Raw genomic sequence first — 17,165 nt, 5'->3', positions numbered from 1 at the left:
CGACGCGCTCGCGCCGCGTTCAGATCCCCCGGAACCCGCCGAGTCGCGTCCCGTCCAACAGGTAGGCGTCGCCGGCCGGTAACGCGTCGGGGAGGAAGGGCGCGAGGAACGACTGGCCCTCGACGTTGACCCACGTCCCGCCGGAGCGCTCGTTGAACGCCGGGAAGATCACGAGTTCGGGCGGGTCGTCGACGGCCGCGGGGTTCGGCTCGTCGTCCCCGACGAAGGCCGCCGGATCGACCCGTCCGCGGAGCCACGCGCGCTCCACACGGGATCCGCCGACCGGGTCCTCCAGTCGGACCTGCGGGTGTTCGTGGCCCATACACACCACGTCGGCGCCGAGGAGGGCCGGGTCCGGCCACGTGTGACCGTGGACGACGCCGACGGCTCCCTCGCTCTCCTCGACGGACCCGCCCCCGATCACGCTGCCGGCGGGGTCGATCACGTCCAGGTCGGCCGCGAACGCCTCCGCGACGCCCGCGTCGTGGTTCCCCTCGACGAGCGTCATCGGGACGCGGTCGGTCACGGAGCGGATCAGGGTACCCAGCTCCTCGCGCTCGTCGCCCTCGGGCGCGGCGATCCGGTGTGCGAGGTCGCCGAGGACGACGAGCCGGTCGGCGTCCGTCTCGTCGATCAGGCCGCAGAGCCGCTCTCGGCGCGCGTCGGCCCGGGATTCCAACTCGACGCCGCGCTCGTAGCGCAGGCCGACCTCGATGCCGGCGTGGACGTCCGCCACGAGCAGCGCGCGCTCGCTTCCGAGGTCGGCCACGGCCGCCGGCTCGCCGACGACCGGCTCGACGCGCGCCATCAGATCGGCTTGAGCAGCCCGTCGCCGGGCTCGTAACACTGGCCGCTCATCAGGGCGTCCTGAATGGCGTCTTCCACCGCCTCGGGGTCGACGCCGTGGTCGTCCGCGACGCGCTCGACGACGGCCTGACGGGGCGCACCGTCACCGTCGTCGAGGTCGGACATCGCCTCGACAGACGCGGCCTCGAGGTCGACGTCCTCGCCGTCCGCCTCGGCCTCCGCGTCGTCGGACGCGTCGGCGGTCTCCGCTGCGGGTTCGGCCGCCTCCTCGTCGCCCGCGGGGTCGGCCGCGTCGCTCGCGGTCGGATCGGCCCCGCGGTCCGGTTCCTCGGCCATCTCCTCCGGCTCGGGCACGTCGATGTCGGCCTCGCCGGGCTCGTCGACCTCGGTCCCGGTCGAGAAGTCGGTGCCGAACTCGGACTCGATCTCCTCGCGTTCCTCGTCGTCGAGTTGGTACATGTCGTCGCCGTCGGAGTCAGCCCCCGCGTCCGCGCCGGAGGGACCTCCCTCGTCGGCGCCGGCGTCGAAGTCGCCGAGCCCGCCGCCGTCGTCAGTCGCGGAATCGGGAGCGTCCGCGTCCGCGAGCGGCTCTGACTCCTCGACGGCCGGTTCCGAGTCGGTCGCGGCGCCGACCGCCGTCTCGGCCGATTCGTTCGTCGCCGCCTCGGGCTCGGAGACAGATTCGGCGTCCGCGGTCGAACCCGAGTCAGTCGCCGACCCGGCGTCGGCGGTCGATTCCCTGCCCGCGGTCGGTTCGACGTCCGCGGTCGACTCCGAGTCGACCGTCGGTTCGAGGTCAGAGTCGGGGCCGCCCTCTTCGGAGTCATCGACGGTCCCTTCGAGGTCATCGGCGTCGGCCGCGTCAGAGTCGGTGATCGGCTCGGCGTCGACCGCCGCCGGTTCCGCGATGGTCACGTCCGTCTCGGGGAGGGGTCCGAGCGCCGTCTGCTCGCCCTCGTCGGGGGCGATGTCGAGGGGACGCACCTCGTCGCGGTCGCCAGCGACCAGTTCGAGGGCGTCGACCGCGAGTCGGCGGACCGCCTCGGCGTAGGCCGCGGTCGTCCCGTAGTGATCGAGCGCCTTCGGGATGCCGGCGGCGAGGGGTGCCGGAGCCCCGCCTGCCTCCAGCGCGGCGCGGAGGTCGTCGCCGCGCAGGTCGGAGTCGAGCGCGACCGCGAACACCGCGAGGCGGTCGAGCGTCGCCTCCGCCGCGGTGACGACCCACCGGTTGCGGGTGTCGGCGTCGACCTCGTTGAGACTCTCCGGGCGAACGGAGGTGAAGACGCGGTCGGAGTCCTCGGGCTCGAAGGTGCGTGCCTTGCCCGTGAGCGCGACGAACTCGGGCGGTTCGGCGCGTTCGAGGAACGTCTGCGCCTCGGGCTGGTACTGGCCCGCGTAGGTGACGAACGCGCCGGAGGGGTCGACGACCCGGCCGCGTCGCGTCTCGTCGTTCACGCGCTCTATCTCGGTGAGCACGCCCGCGACGAACAGGCGGTTCACCCGCGCGCCGGTCGGCGTCACGACGTAGTTGGGGGCGCGCTCCTCGTCGCTCTCGGAGTACGACAGCGACGCGTCGTCGAACTCGGCGGCGAACAGCCGGTAGGCGACCTCCCGCGCGCCGGGACCGTCGTCGCTCATTCGCCCACCTCCGCGAGCGCGGCGCGAGCCGCGTCGGCGGGGTCGTCCGTCGCGAGTTCGAATTCGGCCGCGTCGAGGTTGGCGCCGTAGTCGTCGACCGAGAGGTTCCCGCGGACGCGGTAGGCACAGCCCACGAGGTCGTCCGCGATGGCGTCGGCGACGACCTCCTTGTCCATCGCGTCCTTCGCCGCGGCGAGGGCGTCGTCGAGGCCGCCGCCGTACACCTCGGCGGTCAGTTCGTCGTCCAAGACGACGGTGACGGTGTCGGTCCCGTCGTCGAGGATGGCCTTCACCCGCAGGTCGTCCTCGCCGTCGACGTCGCCGTGGCTTCGGCACTGCCCGTTCTGAACGACGCGGCCGCACTCGGGACAGCGCTCGATGAGCCCGGAACCGTCCCGGATCTCCAAGACGTTCCCGACGACCTCGACGTCGAACATGCCGCCGGAGCCGACCGCGTCGGCGACCGACAGCCGCGGGGCGTCCTCGGCGACCTCCACCGGGTCGGGCAGCGGGGTCACGGTCGAGAACTCGGTGAGGTTGAGCGAGGGGACGCCGCGGAACTCGCGGACGTACACGTCCTCGATCCGGAGGTCGGCGCCCGGTTCCAGTTCGGAGCGGGGCTGCCAGTCGGTGAACGGGAGCTTCGCCGTCTCGTCGCCGACGACGCCCTCTAAGATCTCCGTCTCTCCGTCCCGTCCGGAGATGGTCTTCTCGTCGACCTCCAGCACGCGGACCTCCACGTTGCGCCCGCGGTCGCCGGCCGCGATGTCGACGAGGCGCCGGTCGCCGCCGACCTCGTGGTCCACCTCGACCGGCTCGTCGGCGATCGCGACGGTCGTCGAGTCGTTGAGGTTGAGCTCCGGCTCCCCCTCCCACTCGCGGACGCCGGCGTTGCCGATCGTCAGCGAGTCGCCCGGCTCGAACCCGAAGTCCTGCCACGCGGTGTAGGAGATGACGCCCGTCTCGTCGGCGATCTCCCCCTCGCGGATCGTGAGGTCGTCGCCCTGATAGCGGATGGTGCGCGTCCCCTGCGTGAGCACGCGGACCGTCACGGTCACGCCGTCGTTGTCGGTCGTGATCTCGCCGACGTTCACGGCGTCGGGCGTGGGCGTCGACCCGCCGCCACCGCCGCCGTGTTTCCGCCGGACGCTCTGTTTCGCCTCGTCGACCGGGACGCTGTACTCCAGCAGGTTCTCTAGGTCGGCTTTGACCTCCTCTTTGTCGACGCCGAGGTCGGAGGCGAGCTCCTCGGCATGGCTGTTGACGTCCATCGGAATCGGATTCGGCGCGGCCGCACAAAAGGATTCACCACCGTTCGACCGGGCGGCGCGTCGGTCCCGCTCGCCCGTGGCCGCGACACGCCGGCACAGCTAAACGGCTCCCGTTCGCAGGAGGCCCCATGGACGACTCCGACATCGAGATCGACGCGCGCGTCACCGACGAGCGGACCGTGATCGACGTGACCGGCACGCGTGACGTGGCCGTCGTCGTGCGCTCGAACGACGGGGAACGGATCTACCTCCCGCCGGAGGGGTTCGACGACCCCGTCTCGGGCTCGCCGTACACCTCGCCGTATCAGGGGGCCGGCGCGGGCGGCGAAGAGAGCCCGTACGGCGGCGCGAGCGGCAGCACCCGCGGCGTGATCGAGACCGCGGACGGCTTCCGGGTCACGCACCCGGAGGCGGCGAGCGAGTTCGACGTCTACCGCGGCGCGGAGTGAGTCGGGAGAACGGCCGTCCGGAGCGAGCCGCCGGGAGGACGGCGAGGTGGGAAACGCGTGCGGCCGACTACGCGACGTCTTCGTACACCGCGAGCGTGTCCTCGGCGACCGCGGACCACTCGCGGCGCTCGTACTCCGGCAGCTCCTCGCGGTCGAGCGCCTCGATGAGCCCGTCGACGATGGACTCCGAGTCGGTCTCGACCTCGACGAGACAGCCGTCGGGAAGCACCTCCGCGACGCCGGACGGCGTCGCGACGACCTGCGTCCCCGCCTCCAGCGCCTCCGTGATCGTGATCCCGAACGGCTCCGCGTACGAGGGCGAGACGAACGCGTCCGAGGCGGCGTAGTAGTCGCCGAGCTCCGACTCGGGAACGTACCCCACGAACTCGACGCGGTCGTCGATTCCGAGCAGCTCGGCGAACCGCTTCAGCTGTTCGGTCTGGTGACCCGATCCGCCGACGACGAGCGTCGTGTCGCGACCGCGGAGCTTCTTCATCGCGTACAGCAGGTGCGAGATCCCTTTCTGGTCGGTGTGGCGGCCGACGAAGAACAGCATCTCTCCGTCGATTCCGAGGTCGGCGCGCACGTCCTTGCCCGAGAACTGCGGCGTCGAGAACCCGTTGTACACGACCCGCGAGTCGGCGTCGTACAGCTCTTGGATGTCCTCGCGGACGAGTTCGCTGACGGCGATGTTCGTGTCGGCGGCGTTCGCGAGCCGTCGCTCGGTCTCGACCTCTCGGCTCGGCGGGTCGATGTTGCGGTCGCTCGCGAGCGAGTGGAACGACGAGATCCACGTGGCGTCCGACTCGCGGGCGGCGGCGCGGCCGGGACCGTAGCCGAACCAGTCGTGCGTGTGGATCACGTCGTGGTCGGTCGCGAGTTCGGCGAAACGGTCTGAGAGCTCGCCGATTCGCGCGGCGATGTCGCCGTCGCCGGTCGCGACCGGTTCGAGTCCGGGCCTGTCGTCGGGAGCGAACTCCGCCGGTAACACGAGCGTGACGTCGACGCCGAGGTCGTCGCGCAGTCCGGTGAACAGTTCGCCCACGTGGACGTCGAGCCCGCCGGTGATGTTCGGCGGAAACCCCCATCCCAGCATGAGTACGCTCGGCGGCATACTCCCCCGTTTCGGGAGTCACCACTTAGGTATGCCCCTCGGGTGCGAACGGCGAGGGCGTCGACGACCGCGTAAAACGAGACCGCGAGTCCGCTCGGGAAGTACGTCCGGTCAGGCCGCGTGGACCGCGTCGCGCAGCGTGTCCGTGCGTTCGGTGATCGACTCGGCGGCGTCGGCGAGCACGTCGAGCGGGTCGCCCTCCGCGGCCTTGACGGTGAGGACCGGCTCGGTCTGGCCGCCGGACTGCTCGGGGTTCACGTCGTAGGTCGCGGCCGCGACGTCGTCCGACTCCAGCAGGGCGCCCTTCAGCACGTTCATGAACGTGTGGTCCTCGCCCGCGATCTCGATGTGGAGTTCCGTGTCGGTCTTCTCGATGACCCGCAGTTCCATACCCGAGAGGTCGGGCGAGCGGCGTTTCAAGCTTTCGTCTCCGGGTTCTCGCCGGATGCGGACCGGTCGCACACGACCCGAAACGGTTTGTCGGCCCCGCCGGTGGCCGCCGTATGGAGATCCGACGGCTGCCGGCCACCGAGGCCGCGGTCGAACGCCACGCGAGGGAGCTGTGGCTCCCCTACCACCGCGACCTCGCGGCCGCGGTCGAGGCCCACGCCCTCGCCGACCGGCCCGACCGGTTGTTCGTCGGGGACCTCTGCGTCGCGCCCCCGTTCCGCGGGAGCGGGCTCGCCGACCGGCCACTGGACCGCGCGGTCGCCGACGCCAGTGACCGCGGCTGCGGCCAGCTCCGGCTCGACGTGGACGTCGACAACGGGCGCGCCGCGGCGTTCTACGATCGGAGGGGGTTCGAGACGTACCGGAAGGATCTCACGATGGGGGTCGGGCGGGCTTGAGCGCGACGGTCAGGCGGCTCCGCGAGGGCGACGTGCGGCCGCTGGTCGAGGACCTGTGGCTGCCGTTCGCCCGCGAGATGGAGTCGGTCGCCGACCGCAACCGCCTCGCCGACGACGTCGACCTCGTCGAGAGGGGCGTCGAGCACCGGGAAGGCCGCCTCGCCGCCGACGGGGCGGTGACGTGGGTCGCCGTCGACGGCGGCGACCTCGTCGGCTACGCGGCCGCGAGCGTCGAGTCACCGCCGCCCGTGTTCGCCGCGGGCGACCGGCTCCACCTCGGCGAACTGTACGTCCGCGAGCCGTACCGCGGCGAGGGCGTCGCCGGCGCCCTGCTCGACCGAGTCGACGAGACGGCCGCGGCCCGGGACTGCGAGCGCGTGACCCTCGACGTGGACGTCGCCAACGAGCGAGCGCGTGCGTTCTACGAGAAGCGGGGGTTCGCGGTCGCGCGTCACCGCATGACCGACCGAACTCGCGATGGGGAGTGAACGCATCCGGCGCCGCGGCTAGGGGCGAGAATAAACGAAAAACGCCTGTCCGCTGTCGACGAGCCTACTCGTCGGCGTCGACCGCCACTTCGTCGGCGTCGACGTCGACGGCGGCCTCCTCTTCGGCGGCGACCTCGCGCGGTCGCGCTTCGAGGGTCAGCTTCTGGACCTCGACGCGGCGGAGCGGGTAGATCTCCTTGGCGTCGCCGTAGATGGCCGACGAGAGGTTCCCGTCGACGATCGCGTCGACGAACGCCTCAAAGGTGCGCTCCTCGGCGGCGGCGTGGACCTTGTCGATCATGACGCGGCGGATCGCCTTCTCCTGGGAGCGGTCCGCCTTCTTGGTCGTCAGCGCGACGGGCTGGACGCGGATACGGTAGTCGTCAGTCGTCAGCACCGTGATCGACGCCTCGACCTTCGAGGCGCCGCGGCGGACGAGCGAGCGCAGGTAGTCGCGCGTCAGCTCGTACTTGATGAACTCGGTGTACGCCGAGTCGCTGCCCACGTCGGTGATCTTGAAGGTCAGCTTCGTGTTGTTCGCGTTGGAGTCGCCCGTCAGCTGGTCGAGCGTCGTCGTGATGGTGCGCCCGACGACCTGCTGGGGCTCCTCGGCGAGGGTCTCGCCGAGCTGCTGTCGGTCGAACTGTTCGGGCGCCAGCACGTTGTACCAGCGCTTCTGTTCTCTGCTCTTGGATACGGATCGTTCGCTCATGTGTCGGGTAGTGTGTCGGTGTCGGTCGTCTGCGGTTCGTCTGTGGAGTCGGAGTGGAGTTCGGCTGCGGTGCCGCCCGGCGGCTCGTCCGCGGTGTCGGCCGACCGGTCGGCGGCGCCGTCGGCCGGCGGCGCGTCCCGGGCGTGCTCGCCGGCGCGCTCGATCACGCGGTCGGCGACGCGGAGGTTCACGAGGTGGTCGTCCAGCGTGGACTGGAGCCCCCCGGTCGTCGGTCGCGCGACGGTACAGGCGACGGTGTCGCCGTCGACCCGCGTGCGCATCGAGTTGGTCTCGTCCGGGCCGAGCGCGGCCGCGACGGTCGCGGCGTCGGCGTGCGTCGTGCGGACCGTCGCGGTCCGGTCGGCGTCGTCGGCCATCTCAGATCGCCTCCCTGAGCGCGGCCAGCGCCGCCGTCACGTCGCCGCCGGCGTCGGTCGCGCCGGTCTGGTTCGCACCCGTCTCGTCTGCGTCGCCGACGGAGACCCCGCCGCGTGCGGCGGTCCCCCAGCCGGTGCCGCCGACTTCGCCGGCGGCGGTCCGGCAGGCGTCGCCGAGTCCGATCGGATCGGCGGCCGCGGCCGCGAGTCGCCCCGCGCTCTCGTCGAGCGCGACCGCGACCGGCTCCGGCGACCGGAAGTCGCGGACCAGCCGAGCGACCGTCGGGAGGATCGCGGGCGACCCGTCGGCCGCCGCGGCGTCGACGCGAGCGACGACGCAGCCGTCGTATCGGCCGATCGTCGCGGCGTCGACCGCGCGGTGGGCCGCCAGTCCGTGGCGGCGCCACGCGTCGAGCGCGGCCGTCAGGAGCGACTCGTCCGGGTCGCCGGCGAGCGCGAGCGCGACCCCCGTTCCGGGCGCTTCCCGGGCGAGGGCGTCGAGCACGTCGGCGTAGCCGCCGACCGTCTCGAAGGGGCCGTCCGTCGCGTACGGGCGGAGCGCGCGCTCGACCGACGAGGCCGCGCGGGCGCTCACGCCGTCGCCGTCGACGGCGTCGACCGCGACCAGCGACGCGAGTCGCCGGCGGTCGTCCGCGGTCGGCTCGGCCGGCAGTTCCAGGGGGGCGAGCGCGTCGCGCGCCGCCTCGGGGTCGCCGGAGTACCGCGTCGACGCGAGCGTCGAGGCCGCGAGGGCCTCGAATCGCGACGGAGCCGCTTCGGAGCCGCCGGAGACCGGAAGCGCGACGCCGGGGCGCCGCTCGACGCGACCGGCTCGCTCCGCGGCGTCGAGCGCGTCGCCGGAGCCGTCGGCGCCCGGGATCGACCCGGCCGCGACGACGCCGGCGAGCGCGACCACGGGGTCGGGCTCGGCGCCGAGCGCGCTGGCGACCGCGAAGGCCGCCGCGCTCGTCGGTCGTCCGTCCGCGTGGACCGCGTGCGGTCCGCGATCGACGCCGACGGCTACCGCGACGCCGTCGTCGACGTCGCCGGGCACCGGGTCGCGGCCGATCCGCGCCTGGAACGGCGTGCCGGCCGCTCGGAGCGCTCGCGCGAGCAGCCCCGCGGCTGCCAGCGCGTCGCCGTCGTCGGTCGCGACGAGCCGAACGAACGGCGCGTCTGCGAGGACGCCGGCGAGCGCGTCGGGGGCGGGCGTGGCGGACGTCGCTTCGGTCATGTGGGTGAGGTGGTCGGCGTGGTGGCTACCGCTCGGGCCGCGTTACTCCTCGAGGTACTCGACGGCGTTCTCGTAGGTGTACGTGAACTCCTCGTCGATCTCGTCGCCGCGGTAGTAGTTCGCGAGGCGACGGATCTTCGACTCCGTGTTCTGGAGCGCGCGCTTGTTCTGGTGGTCCTGCCCGTTCTCCTCCATGTGCTCGCGCAGGCCGATCGCCTGCGACATGAGGTTACGGAGGTCCTCGGGGATGTCGGCGTCGGCGTCGTGTTCGTCGAGGATCTCGGTGACCTTCTTGCCGGTCGCCAGCTTCACGTCGGGGACCGGGACGCCCTTGACGCCCTCGTCGCGCAGCTTGAGGCCGATGACGCTGGGGTCGTGGCCCTGTTCCGCCAGTTCGACGACGCGGGACTCGATGTCCTCGGCGTCGACGTCGCTCCACTCCGGGGTCTCGTCCGTCGCCGGTTTGTCCGAACCGGACGAACCGCGACGGCGCGTGTGCATTCGTGCCATTGTCTGTCTGGTTGGAACGGCACAACCGCAACGTGACCGCGACTCCGCGCGGCGCGGCTACGAACCACTCCCGATCGAGCGGTCCGACCGGACGGCCCGCGCGAGCGGACGGTCCGACCGCGACGCCGGAGGCGTCGGCGCACTGCTACATTCCCAAGCCGCGGGCGAAAGAGCCCCGGCGAGTCGGATCTGCAGCTGTGCTGTTCCCGTTCCGACGGTCGCCGTCGGGGGTCTTAAGGGTGTTCTTGTCGGCCCGGACGCCACCCGTTTCGGGCCGCACACGGCCCCTGACGGGGCTTCCGTCGCCGTGTTTCGCGTCGGGTCCGTCAGACGGAGCGGACACGGGGATTTAGGTAGGTCGTCGGCATGCGGGGGCGTGTGAGAAAGAGATGACCGAAACAGCAGACGGCGCTCCGTCCGCGACCGACGGCGGGGGGCAACCCGACGGCGGCGAGTTCGGTATCGACGACGGGGGCGACGACGGCCCGCGGATCGAGTTCCGCGGCGGGAAGTGGGCGAGCACGGTCCCGCTCGTCTTCTTCATCGGGTGGGCGATCCTCCAGAGCGGCGTCCTCGGTATCGGCGACACCAACGGCCTCGTGGTGGGCGCGCTTATCGGAACGACCCTCGGGATGTTCCTCGTCCGGGGCGACTGGAAGGCGTACGCGGACACCATCTTCGAGGGGATGACCCAGCGCGTGGCCGCGACCGCCATCGTCGCGTGGCTGTGGGCCGGGATGTTCGCCGAGACGCTCCAGGTCGGCGGGTTCGTCGAGGGACTCATCTTCGCCGCCGACGCCCTCGCGATCGGGGCGGCGTCGTTCCCCGCGGCCGCGTTCGTCCTCTGTGGCCTCCTCGCGACCGGGATCGGGACGGGGTACGGCGCCACCGTGGCGTTCGTGACCCTCTTTTTCCCGGCCGGGGTCCTCATCGGCGCGAATCCGGTGCTGCTGTTCGCGGCCATCCTCTCGGGCGCCGTCTTCGGCGACAACCTCGCGCCCGTCAGCGACACGACGATCGTGAGCGCGGTGACCCAAGACGCCGACATCGGCGGCGTCGTCGCCTCGCGGTTCAAGTACGCGATCACGGCGGCGGTGCCGGCGTTCGCCGCGTACCTGATCGCGGGCTCGATCATGTCCGGCGTGGAGCTTGAGGGCGCCGTCGCGCTCCGCGAGTCCGCGAACGCCCTCGGGCTGGTTCACCTGCTCTCGATGGGCGTCGTCATCGTCACGGCGGTCGCGGGCCGCCACATCGTCGAGGCGATCTCGTGGGGGCTCGTCGTCGCCGTCGTCTTCAACCTCCTGTTCGGCCTGGCGAGCGCGAGCGACATCGTGGTCTTCACCGTCACGGAGGCCGGGTCGCTCTCCGGGCTTCCGGTCGTCGAAGTCGGCGAGACCGCCGGCGTCGGCGGGAGCCTCTACTCCGGCGCCGTCGGCTTCTTCCCGCTCATCGTCCTCACGCTGCTCATCGTCGCGATGGCGCAGATCATGATCCGCGGCGGCGGCTTCGAGGCGATCCAGACGTTCCTCCTGAACCGCGTCGCGACGACCGTCCGCCGGGCCGAGTTGACGATGGTCCTCGGCACCGCGGCGGTCAACGGGATGATCACGATCAACACCGCGGCCGAGATCGCGATCGCTCCGTACATCGCCCGCATCGGTGAGAAATTCAACATCAACGGCTACCGGCGCGCGAACATCTTAGACGCCAACACCTCCGCGCTCGGCTACATCTTCCCGTGGGCGGGCGGCGTCCTCGTCGGCTACCAGGTGATGGTCGGGCCGGACGGCCTCGGCGCCGAGTACGGCCCCGAGATGGTGGTCAACCCGATCGAGGTCGTGCCCTTCGTCTTCCACGGCTGGTTCCTCGTGGCGGTGTTCCTGATCGCCGCGGTGACCGGCTTCGGTCGGGAGTACATCCCCGACCGCACCTCCGAGGAGGTGTCGCGCGCATGAGCGTCTTCGACAAGTTCCTCGCGGGGTGGTCGTTCCGCGGGTCGACCCCCGATTACGCGGCCGGCGACGCGCTCGAAGTCATGGTGACCGGCGTCGAGGACGGCGGCAGGACCGCCGTCGCCCGCATCGGCGACTCGACGCTGCGGATCGAGGGAGCGCCCGCGGACGCCGTGAACACCCGCGTGCTCGTCGACGTGGAGTCGTGGGACGAGTCGGCCCACGCCGGGCGAGCGACCTACCGCGAGACGGTCGGCGAGAGCGCGTTCTGATCGGCGGTCGACGGTTCGGTTTACTTTTCGATCGATTCCGTCGATCACGTATGGATGGGGAGCAACGAGGCAGTGACGAACTCTTCCAAAGCCCCAGCCTCGTCGGCGGACTACGTCCGGCTGTAAGCGAGAGCTTTGGTCTCGCCCCGTCAGTCGCCTCCGCTTCGCGCCGGCGACCTCGCGCGTGCTGTCGCCAGCGCAAAGCGCCGGCTTCCAGAGGGACCGGAGGTCCCTCGGGGCTCGGCCGCGGGGCGGCCTCGCAGGCACGCGCCACCGTGTTATTTTAAATAACATATCGCCGGAGCGGTGTTCAGCCGCCGCGAATCGACGTGGAGCGGCGCGGACCGGGGCGCTTTTGAAGACCACGCTCGAAATCGTACGCGTGCTATCGGTCGAGCTACACGCGCACTCCGCGCTGTCGTACGACGGGCGCGACCCGGTCGACCTCCTCTTAGAGCAGGCGGCCGCGGTCGGCCTCGACGCGCTCGCCGTCACCGACCACGACGAGATCGACGCCAGCATCGAGGCGGCCGAGAAGGCCCCCGACTACGGCCTCGTCGGTATCGTCGGCATGGAGGTGACGAGCGCGGTCGGCCACGTCCTCGCGTTCGGCATCGAGGAGCGCGTCGAGAGCGGGCTTCCCTTCGACGAGACGCTCGACCGGATCCGCGATCAGGGCGGGATCGCGGTCGTCCCCCACCCCTTCCAGAAGTCCCGCCACGGCGTCGCCGCGCACGTCACCGACGAGCAGCTGGCGAGCGCCGACGCGATCGAGGTGTACAACTCCCGGCTGTTCACCGGGCGCTCGAACCGACAGGCCGAGAAGTTCGCGGTCCGCAACGGGCTCCCGATGACCGCCGGCAGCGACGCCCACATCTCCGAGATGGTCGGACAGGCCGTGACGGAGGTGGGCGCCGACGACCGCTCCGCCGCCGCGATCCTCGACGGCATCGCGGACGGCCGGACGAGCGTCGTCGGGAAGCGCACCCCGTGGCGGGTGTCGCTCAGACAGTTCGGCGGGGGCGCGAAACGCCGCGCGCTCCGCGCGATAGACGCCTTGCGGTGACCGCGATGCCGCCGACCTCCTCCGAAGACGCGGCGCTCCGGGGCGCCGGCGCCGAACGCGTCCGAGCCGCCCTCCGCGACGCGGACCCCCTTCCCGGCGGACGCGGATTCGCCGGTCTTCTGACCGAGCCCGCGGACCGAAGCGAACCGGTACTCGTTCGGGACGTCCTCGGCCGCCAGCCGCTGTTCGTCGAGCGCGACGCGCTCGACCCGAAACGCGACCGCCGACCGACGGCGGCCGACGCGTGGGGCTTCGACCGGCGTGCGCTCGACGACCCGGAGCCGGTACCGGCCGGAAGCGTCGTGTCGACGGCCGGCACCGAGCGCGTCTGGCGACTCCCCGACGCCGGCCCGACGACCGACCGAGCGGCCGCGCAGTCCGCGGTCGACGACGCGGTGACCGCCGCGCTCGACGACCTCGCCGCCGCTGCGGCGTCCGAGGGACCCGACGGCGGCGACCTCGCTGTCGCCTTCTCCGGCGGCGTCGACTCCGGGCTCGTCGCCGCCGCGGTCCCGGACGCGCCCTGCTACGTCGCCGGCTTCGAGGGGTGTCACGACGTCTCAGCCGCTCGCGAGGCGGCGGTCGAGATGGACCGCGACCTGCGGGTCGTCGAGATCACGCACGACGACCTCACGCGCGCCGTCCGCGCGGTCGCGGCCGCCACCGGGCGACGGAACCCGATGGACGTCGCCATCGCGGTGCCGCTGTTCCTGACGGCCGAGGCGGCCGCGGCCGACGGAATCGACCGACTCGCCGTCGGCCAGGGCGCCGACGAGCTGTTCGGCGGCTACAGTAAGGTCGTCGACCCCGCCGAGGACGCCCGCGTCGACGCCGACACCGTCCGCGGGGCGCGGACCGAGACGGTCCGGAGCCTCCCCGGCCAACTGGAGCGCGACGTGCTCGCGCTCCGGGCGGCCGGCGTCGAACCCGTGACGCCGCTGCTGGACGACGGGGTGATCGCGGCCGCGCTGGCGCTGCCGGGCGACCTGCTCGTCGACGGCGACGAGCGGAAGGTGGGACTTCGGCGGGTCGCGGCGGGACGCGTGCCGGCGTCGGTCGGCACCGCGGACAAGAAGGCGGTCCAGTACGGGACGTACGTCTCCCGGGAGCTCGATCGGCTCGCCCGACAGGCGGGGTACAAGCGGCGGATGGACGACCACGTCGGGCGGTACATCGAGGCGCTGTGCGCCGAGGAAAAACCGGCCGGTGAGGGCCGGAACTGACCAAGTCGCCGCACGGAGTACCAGTCCTGCGGCCGACGCCCGTTTCGTCGGGCGTCTGTTCGAAAATCGGGCGGATAGGTATAAAATACGGGTAGTACCGACAAATATGACGCCCGTAAGGGAAGAATCAAAAACGAACGGGCAACTATCTCAGCAATTACTGTCGTATCTCTGTATCGGAAACGCCATTTGCCGGTGAAAATTCACGCCTTCCGGTCGAACCGTGATCGGACGGCGTCTCTCGATCCTCGTCAGCGGACCAGATACGGGTCGTTCCCGGCGACGAACCGGCCGAGGTCGCTCTCGCGACGGAAGTCGGTCGATCGGAGCTCTCGGAGCGCCGCGACGAGTCGCTCGGCGTCTCCGTCCGACCAGTCGGCCGGGTCTTTGATCGGGACGACGAGCCAGCCGGCGCCGAGCAGCTCCTCGCCGTGGAGCGCGTCCATGTCGACCTCCGTCTTCCAGGCTCGCGCGGTGTAGGCCTCTAACACGTGACCGGTCGCTCGCGCGCCCACCGGGAGCAGGACGTGGGCCGCGATGGCGCGGAGTTCCGCGTCGAAGAAGCGCTCCATGTCCGCGTACGACCCCTCGTCCGGGGCCTCGTCGCCCCCGCACATGTGGAGGTACGAGAGGAACGTCCGGTCGGTCCGGATCGGGTCGAGCGCGGTCGGATCGCCGTCGATCGCGACCCCGTCGGCGTCGACGCCCTCGGCGAGCCCCGCGATCAGTCCGGCCTCGGTCAGCGCCGACAGGAACGCCGGTGACCACGGTTCGCCGGTGAAGGGGACGCCCGCCGCGGTCCCGCCGTGGACCCCCGGCCGGTCGCCGACGACGTGGAACTCGGCGTTGGCGTCGCCGTAGCCGGGAACGAACGAGGGGCAGTCGGGGCGCATCCCGAAGGGATTCCGGATCCGGTCCGTGACGTTCTGCACGCGACGAGGTAGGCGCGGGTCGAGTTAAATCTCGTTCGGTCCGGCGCGGACCGCGGCGGACCGGTCCCGCCGCGACACCGGGCGAGCGGCCCCGATGCGAGGCGCACGAGCCGCCTTGGATTCACATAACTTACAGAGAAGAACGCGGTCCGACCCGCTTGGGATACGCCTCGATCGCCGGAGTGCGGAAGATGTTTCAGGATCGTTAATTTATGATCGAAAACCGCACGACAGCGTCGGGATCGACTCGGCGGTCGGCACGGAAGGTATTTATATATCCCTCCGTTCGGGTAGGCCAGAAGTCCAATGTTCGACCGCATCCGCACGGCGGCCCTCTTCGGGCTCCACCAAGCGACCGTCGCCGCCGGGATCTCGCTTTTCCCGGTGGCCGTCTTCGCGCGCCAGCGACTCGGTATCAACGTTCCCCTCGGCCGACTCGTCGAGACGACGGGTCAGGCGTACGAGACCGTCAGCGAGGAGTGATCGCCGGCGCTCGGCCGCCTTTTTCGCGTCAGACTTCGTTCCGAACCGGTCCGGAGCGCCGGCGTCGTCGATCGCGACGGACGGTTCGAACCCGGTCCCGTCGGGCGATCGCTCCGCGGCGACGGATAGGCTCGTCGGAACCGGTCGGCGGCCCCCGAAGGGTTGCTTTTATCAGCGCGCCGGGCTTACAGATGGCTAATGCGAACACCGACTGACAACCTCTCGGACGGCCCGTCCGTCGAACTCGGCCGCGACCAGCCGGTCTTCGGACCGGAGCTCGGCGAGTTCGACCAGAGCGAGCAGCGCGCCGCCGCCGGAGGCGACGGCGAGGGCATGAAGACGGGGACGACGACCGTCGGGATCAAGACGGCCGACGGCGTCGTTCTCGCGACCGACATGCGAGCCTCGCTCGGCGGCATGGTCTCCTCGAAGGACGTCCAGAAGGTTGAGGAAGTCCACCCCCGCGGCGCGCTCACCATCGCCGGCTCCGTCTCCCCGGCACAGAATCTCATCTCCACGCTCCGCGCCGAGACGAGCCTCTACGAGGCCCGCCGCGGCAAGGACATGTCGATGGAAGCGCTGTCGACTCTGACGGGGAATCTCCTCCGCTCCGGCGCGTTCTTCGTCGTCAGCCCGATCCTCGGCGGCGTCGACGACGAGGGCTCGCACATCTACTCCATCGACCCCCTCGGCGGCACGACCGAAGAGGAGTACACCGTCACCGGCTCCGGGTCGCAGTACGCGCTCGGTGTCTTAGAACAGGAGTACCACGACGACGTCGACATCGACGAGGCGGAGACCATCGCCGCGAAGGCGATCCAGTCCGCGGTCGAGCGCGACCTCGCGTCCGGCAACGGGATCAACGTCGCCGTCGTCACCGACGATGGCGTCGACATCACCCGCCACAAGGACTTCGACGGCCTCCTGTAAGCGGTCACGCCGAGCGGTCGAGGACGGCTCGCGGTCGAGGACCCCTCCGTATCGACACACTGTCTCGAATTTTCCCGAAAGCGCTACCGACGGGACCGATCCCCTGATCGGCCGGGGATCACCGCTTGAGTCCCGGCGGCGCGCGGATCCCGTCGCCCCAGTAGAACCGCGGGCCGAAGAGGAGATAGCCACACGAGAGGAAAAGCAGCGCGAACGCGAACCCTTCCCCGATCCACGCGGGAAGCGCGTTCGTCGCCATGTGGCCGGCCGGCGTGAGGATCACCGCCGCCTGAACGGCGCCCATCACGAGCGCGTCCTGCGCGTGGAGGTCCGGGTAGGTGACGCCGGTGCCCATGAGCAGCGCGAACGCGGTCGTCGCCGCGACGAGGAGGAACGGGGCCGTGTAGCCGGCGATGACGGCGGCCGCGAGCACCGTCGCCGCCAGCGTCGTCGGGACGCCGACCGTCTCGCGGGCGCCGTCCTCGTCGGCGGTGTAGAGCCCGAGGCGGGCGACCGCGGCGGCGACGAACAGCGCGCCGGCGCCCACGCCGCCGGCGACGAGAACGGGGTCCGTCGCGAGCGAGCGTCCGTCGCGAACGACGGCCGCGACGAGGACGGCGGGCGCGACCCCGAAGGAGGCGACGTCCGCCAGCGAGTCGAGGTACGGGCCGGCCGGCGTCGAACCGCGGTGGCGGGCGACGACCCCGTCGAGCCCGTCCGCGACGGCGGCGAGGAGCACCAACCGGGCCGCGAGCGCGACGTCGACCGTCGCGGCGACGACGGCGAGGAAGCCGACGCCGGCGTTGGCGACGGTCACCGCGTCCGCGAGCCCGAGGCGCCGAACGAACCGCAGAGGCAT

General features: G+C 71.4%; 20 protein-coding genes. 9 read left to right on the top strand and 11 right to left on the bottom strand.

Going from position 1 to position 17,165, the window contains the following annotated elements; all coding sequences use genetic code 11:
* Positions 1–19: 19 nt before the first annotated feature.
* Genes ABDZ89_RS05470 through ABDZ89_RS05460 form a run of 3 tightly spaced genes read right to left on the bottom strand, consistent with a single transcriptional unit; the run spans position 20 to position 3,716 of the window.
* On the bottom strand, positions 20–808 hold the full coding sequence (locus ABDZ89_RS05470) for a metallophosphoesterase (RefSeq protein WP_343777288.1): 789 nt from the start codon (positions 806–808) through the stop codon (positions 20–22).
* Entirely contained in the window at positions 808–2,445 is a 1,638-nt protein-coding gene (locus ABDZ89_RS05465; RefSeq protein WP_343777287.1) for a hypothetical protein, read from the bottom strand. The genes ABDZ89_RS05470 and ABDZ89_RS05465 overlap by 1 nt, the downstream gene beginning before the upstream one ends.
* Positions 2,442–3,716, bottom strand: coding sequence for a Single-stranded DNA binding protein (locus tag ABDZ89_RS05460; RefSeq protein WP_343777286.1), 1,275 nt, complete (start codon positions 3,714–3,716; stop codon positions 2,442–2,444). Before ABDZ89_RS05460 ends, ABDZ89_RS05465 begins: the two co-directional genes overlap by 4 nt.
* Positions 3,717–3,844: 128 nt before the next feature.
* Here ABDZ89_RS05460 and ABDZ89_RS05455 point away from each other — a divergent pair, with 128 nt between their 5' ends.
* On the top strand, positions 3,845–4,165 hold the full coding sequence (locus ABDZ89_RS05455; RefSeq protein WP_343777285.1) for a DUF7510 family protein: 321 nt from the start codon (positions 3,845–3,847) through the stop codon (positions 4,163–4,165).
* A gap of 67 nt (positions 4,166–4,232) precedes the next feature.
* On the opposite strand, the gene ABDZ89_RS05450 is transcribed toward ABDZ89_RS05455, so the two are convergent.
* Positions 4,233–5,261: a glycosyltransferase family 4 protein gene (locus tag ABDZ89_RS05450; protein WP_343777391.1), complete on the bottom strand. Its 1,029-nt coding sequence runs from the start codon at positions 5,259–5,261 to the stop codon at positions 4,233–4,235.
* A 129-nt stretch (positions 5,262–5,390) separates the two neighbouring features.
* On the bottom strand, positions 5,391–5,669 hold the full coding sequence (locus tag ABDZ89_RS05445) for a DNA-directed RNA polymerase subunit L (protein ID WP_343777284.1): 279 nt from the start codon (positions 5,667–5,669) through the stop codon (positions 5,391–5,393).
* 113 nt (positions 5,670–5,782) lie between these two features.
* Between ABDZ89_RS05445 and ABDZ89_RS05440 the strand changes: the two genes are divergently transcribed.
* Together ABDZ89_RS05440 and ABDZ89_RS05435 are read left to right on the top strand one after the other, a co-directional pair.
* On the top strand, positions 5,783–6,127 hold the full coding sequence (locus ABDZ89_RS05440) for a GNAT family N-acetyltransferase (protein ID WP_343777283.1): 345 nt from the start codon (positions 5,783–5,785) through the stop codon (positions 6,125–6,127).
* The gene (locus ABDZ89_RS05435; RefSeq protein ID WP_343777282.1) at positions 6,124–6,615 is read left to right on the top strand and encodes a GNAT family N-acetyltransferase; all 492 of its coding nucleotides are present in this window, start codon (positions 6,124–6,126) and stop codon (positions 6,613–6,615) included. The genes ABDZ89_RS05440 and ABDZ89_RS05435 overlap by 4 nt, the downstream gene beginning before the upstream one ends.
* A gap of 64 nt (positions 6,616–6,679) precedes the next feature.
* On the opposite strand, the gene ABDZ89_RS05430 is transcribed toward ABDZ89_RS05435, so the two are convergent.
* From ABDZ89_RS05430 to ABDZ89_RS05415, 4 genes are read right to left on the bottom strand one after another with little or no spacing between them, the layout of a single operon-like run.
* Positions 6,680–7,327: a 30S ribosomal protein S3ae gene (locus ABDZ89_RS05430; RefSeq protein WP_343777281.1), complete on the bottom strand. Its 648-nt coding sequence runs from the start codon at positions 7,325–7,327 to the stop codon at positions 6,680–6,682.
* On the bottom strand, positions 7,324–7,704 hold the full coding sequence (locus ABDZ89_RS05425) for a KEOPS complex subunit Pcc1 (RefSeq protein WP_343777279.1): 381 nt from the start codon (positions 7,702–7,704) through the stop codon (positions 7,324–7,326). Before ABDZ89_RS05425 ends, ABDZ89_RS05430 begins: the two co-directional genes overlap by 4 nt.
* Position 7,705: 1 nt before the next feature.
* Positions 7,706–8,938 (bottom strand): exonuclease RecJ, encoded by a 1,233-nt coding sequence (locus ABDZ89_RS05420; RefSeq protein WP_343777277.1) that lies wholly within the window; start codon positions 8,936–8,938, stop codon positions 7,706–7,708.
* A 42-nt stretch (positions 8,939–8,980) separates the two neighbouring features.
* Positions 8,981–9,448, bottom strand: a complete 468-nt coding sequence (locus ABDZ89_RS05415; protein ID WP_343777275.1) for a 30S ribosomal protein S15 — start codon at positions 9,446–9,448, stop codon at positions 8,981–8,983.
* A gap of 389 nt (positions 9,449–9,837) precedes the next feature.
* On the opposite strand from ABDZ89_RS05415, the gene ABDZ89_RS05410 reads away from it, so the two are divergent.
* The 4 genes from ABDZ89_RS05410 to ABDZ89_RS05395 all read left to right on the top strand — a co-directional run bounded on the left by ABDZ89_RS05410 (position 9,838) and on the right by ABDZ89_RS05395 (position 13,961).
* The gene (locus ABDZ89_RS05410; protein WP_343777274.1) at positions 9,838–11,403 is read left to right on the top strand and encodes a Na+/H+ antiporter NhaC family protein; all 1,566 of its coding nucleotides are present in this window, start codon (positions 9,838–9,840) and stop codon (positions 11,401–11,403) included.
* Positions 11,400–11,672: a DUF7513 family protein gene (locus tag ABDZ89_RS05405; RefSeq protein ID WP_343777273.1), complete on the top strand. Its 273-nt coding sequence runs from the start codon at positions 11,400–11,402 to the stop codon at positions 11,670–11,672. Before ABDZ89_RS05410 ends, ABDZ89_RS05405 begins: the two co-directional genes overlap by 4 nt.
* Positions 11,673–12,054: 382 nt before the next feature.
* Positions 12,055–12,738: a PHP domain-containing protein gene (locus ABDZ89_RS05400; RefSeq protein ID WP_343777272.1), complete on the top strand. Its 684-nt coding sequence runs from the start codon at positions 12,055–12,057 to the stop codon at positions 12,736–12,738.
* Positions 12,739–12,743: 5 nt separating this feature from the next.
* Entirely contained in the window at positions 12,744–13,961 is a 1,218-nt protein-coding gene (locus ABDZ89_RS05395) for an asparagine synthase C-terminal domain-containing protein (protein WP_343777270.1), read from the top strand.
* A 251-nt stretch (positions 13,962–14,212) separates the two neighbouring features.
* Here ABDZ89_RS05395 and ABDZ89_RS05390 read toward each other — a convergent pair whose 3' ends face one another.
* Positions 14,213–14,893: a uracil-DNA glycosylase family protein gene (locus tag ABDZ89_RS05390; protein WP_343777268.1), complete on the bottom strand. Its 681-nt coding sequence runs from the start codon at positions 14,891–14,893 to the stop codon at positions 14,213–14,215.
* 306 nt (positions 14,894–15,199) lie between these two features.
* On the opposite strand from ABDZ89_RS05390, the gene ABDZ89_RS05385 reads away from it, so the two are divergent.
* Together ABDZ89_RS05385 and psmB are read left to right on the top strand one after the other, a co-directional pair.
* Positions 15,200–15,376: a hypothetical protein gene (locus tag ABDZ89_RS05385; protein ID WP_343777266.1), complete on the top strand. Its 177-nt coding sequence runs from the start codon at positions 15,200–15,202 to the stop codon at positions 15,374–15,376.
* 198 nt (positions 15,377–15,574) lie between these two features.
* Positions 15,575–16,306: an archaeal proteasome endopeptidase complex subunit beta gene (psmB, locus tag ABDZ89_RS05380; RefSeq protein WP_343777264.1), complete on the top strand. Its 732-nt coding sequence runs from the start codon at positions 15,575–15,577 to the stop codon at positions 16,304–16,306.
* 118 nt (positions 16,307–16,424) lie between these two features.
* On the opposite strand, the gene ABDZ89_RS05375 is transcribed toward psmB, so the two are convergent.
* Positions 16,425–17,165 carry a protein sorting system archaetidylserine synthase gene (locus ABDZ89_RS05375; protein ID WP_343777262.1) on the bottom strand — a complete coding sequence of 247 codons (741 nt, stop codon included), beginning with the start codon at positions 17,163–17,165 and terminating at the stop codon, positions 16,425–16,427.

Origin of the sequence: Halorubrum ejinorense (genome assembly GCF_039522565.1) — an archaeon.
Taxonomy (GTDB): domain Archaea; phylum Halobacteriota; class Halobacteria; order Halobacteriales; family Haloferacaceae; genus Halorubrum; species Halorubrum ejinorense.
Note: the sequence above shows the minus strand (reverse complement) of the source record. Positions and strands in the feature narration are given on the sequence as shown.

Bases quoted from the DNA above. Each gene is read 5' to 3' on its own strand.
- ABDZ89_RS05470 (WP_343777288.1), bottom strand. From the start codon at position 808: ATGGCGCGCGTCGAGCCGGTCGTCGGCGAGCCGGCGGCCGTGGCCGAC.
- ABDZ89_RS05465 (WP_343777287.1), bottom strand. From the start codon at position 2,445: ATGAGCGACGACGGTCCCGGCGCGCGGGAGGTCGCCTACCGGCTGTTC.
- ABDZ89_RS05460 (WP_343777286.1), bottom strand. From the start codon at position 3,716: ATGGACGTCAACAGCCATGCCGAGGAGCTCGCCTCCGACCTCGGCGTC.
- ABDZ89_RS05455 (WP_343777285.1), top strand. From the start codon at position 3,845: ATGGACGACTCCGACATCGAGATCGACGCGCGCGTCACCGACGAGCGG.
- ABDZ89_RS05450 (WP_343777391.1), bottom strand. From the start codon at position 5,261: ATGCTGGGATGGGGGTTTCCGCCGAACATCACCGGCGGGCTCGACGTC.
- ABDZ89_RS05445 (WP_343777284.1), bottom strand. From the start codon at position 5,669: ATGGAACTGCGGGTCATCGAGAAGACCGACACGGAACTCCACATCGAG.
- ABDZ89_RS05440 (WP_343777283.1), top strand. From the start codon at position 5,783: ATGGAGATCCGACGGCTGCCGGCCACCGAGGCCGCGGTCGAACGCCAC.
- ABDZ89_RS05430 (WP_343777281.1), bottom strand. From the start codon at position 7,327: ATGAGCGAACGATCCGTATCCAAGAGCAGAGAACAGAAGCGCTGGTAC.
- ABDZ89_RS05425 (WP_343777279.1), bottom strand. From the start codon at position 7,704: ATGGCCGACGACGCCGACCGGACCGCGACGGTCCGCACGACGCACGCC.
- ABDZ89_RS05420 (WP_343777277.1), bottom strand. From the start codon at position 8,938: ATGACCGAAGCGACGTCCGCCACGCCCGCCCCCGACGCGCTCGCCGGC.
- ABDZ89_RS05415 (WP_343777275.1), bottom strand. From the start codon at position 9,448: ATGGCACGAATGCACACGCGCCGTCGCGGTTCGTCCGGTTCGGACAAA.
- ABDZ89_RS05410 (WP_343777274.1), top strand. From the start codon at position 9,838: ATGACCGAAACAGCAGACGGCGCTCCGTCCGCGACCGACGGCGGGGGG.
- ABDZ89_RS05405 (WP_343777273.1), top strand. From the start codon at position 11,400: ATGAGCGTCTTCGACAAGTTCCTCGCGGGGTGGTCGTTCCGCGGGTCG.
- ABDZ89_RS05395 (WP_343777270.1), top strand. From the start codon at position 12,744: ATGCCGCCGACCTCCTCCGAAGACGCGGCGCTCCGGGGCGCCGGCGCC.
- ABDZ89_RS05385 (WP_343777266.1), top strand. From the start codon at position 15,200: ATGTTCGACCGCATCCGCACGGCGGCCCTCTTCGGGCTCCACCAAGCG.
- psmB (WP_343777264.1), top strand. From the start codon at position 15,575: ATGCGAACACCGACTGACAACCTCTCGGACGGCCCGTCCGTCGAACTC.
- ABDZ89_RS05375 (WP_343777262.1), bottom strand. From the start codon at position 17,165: ATGCCTCTGCGGTTCGTTCGGCGCCTCGGGCTCGCGGACGCGGTGACC.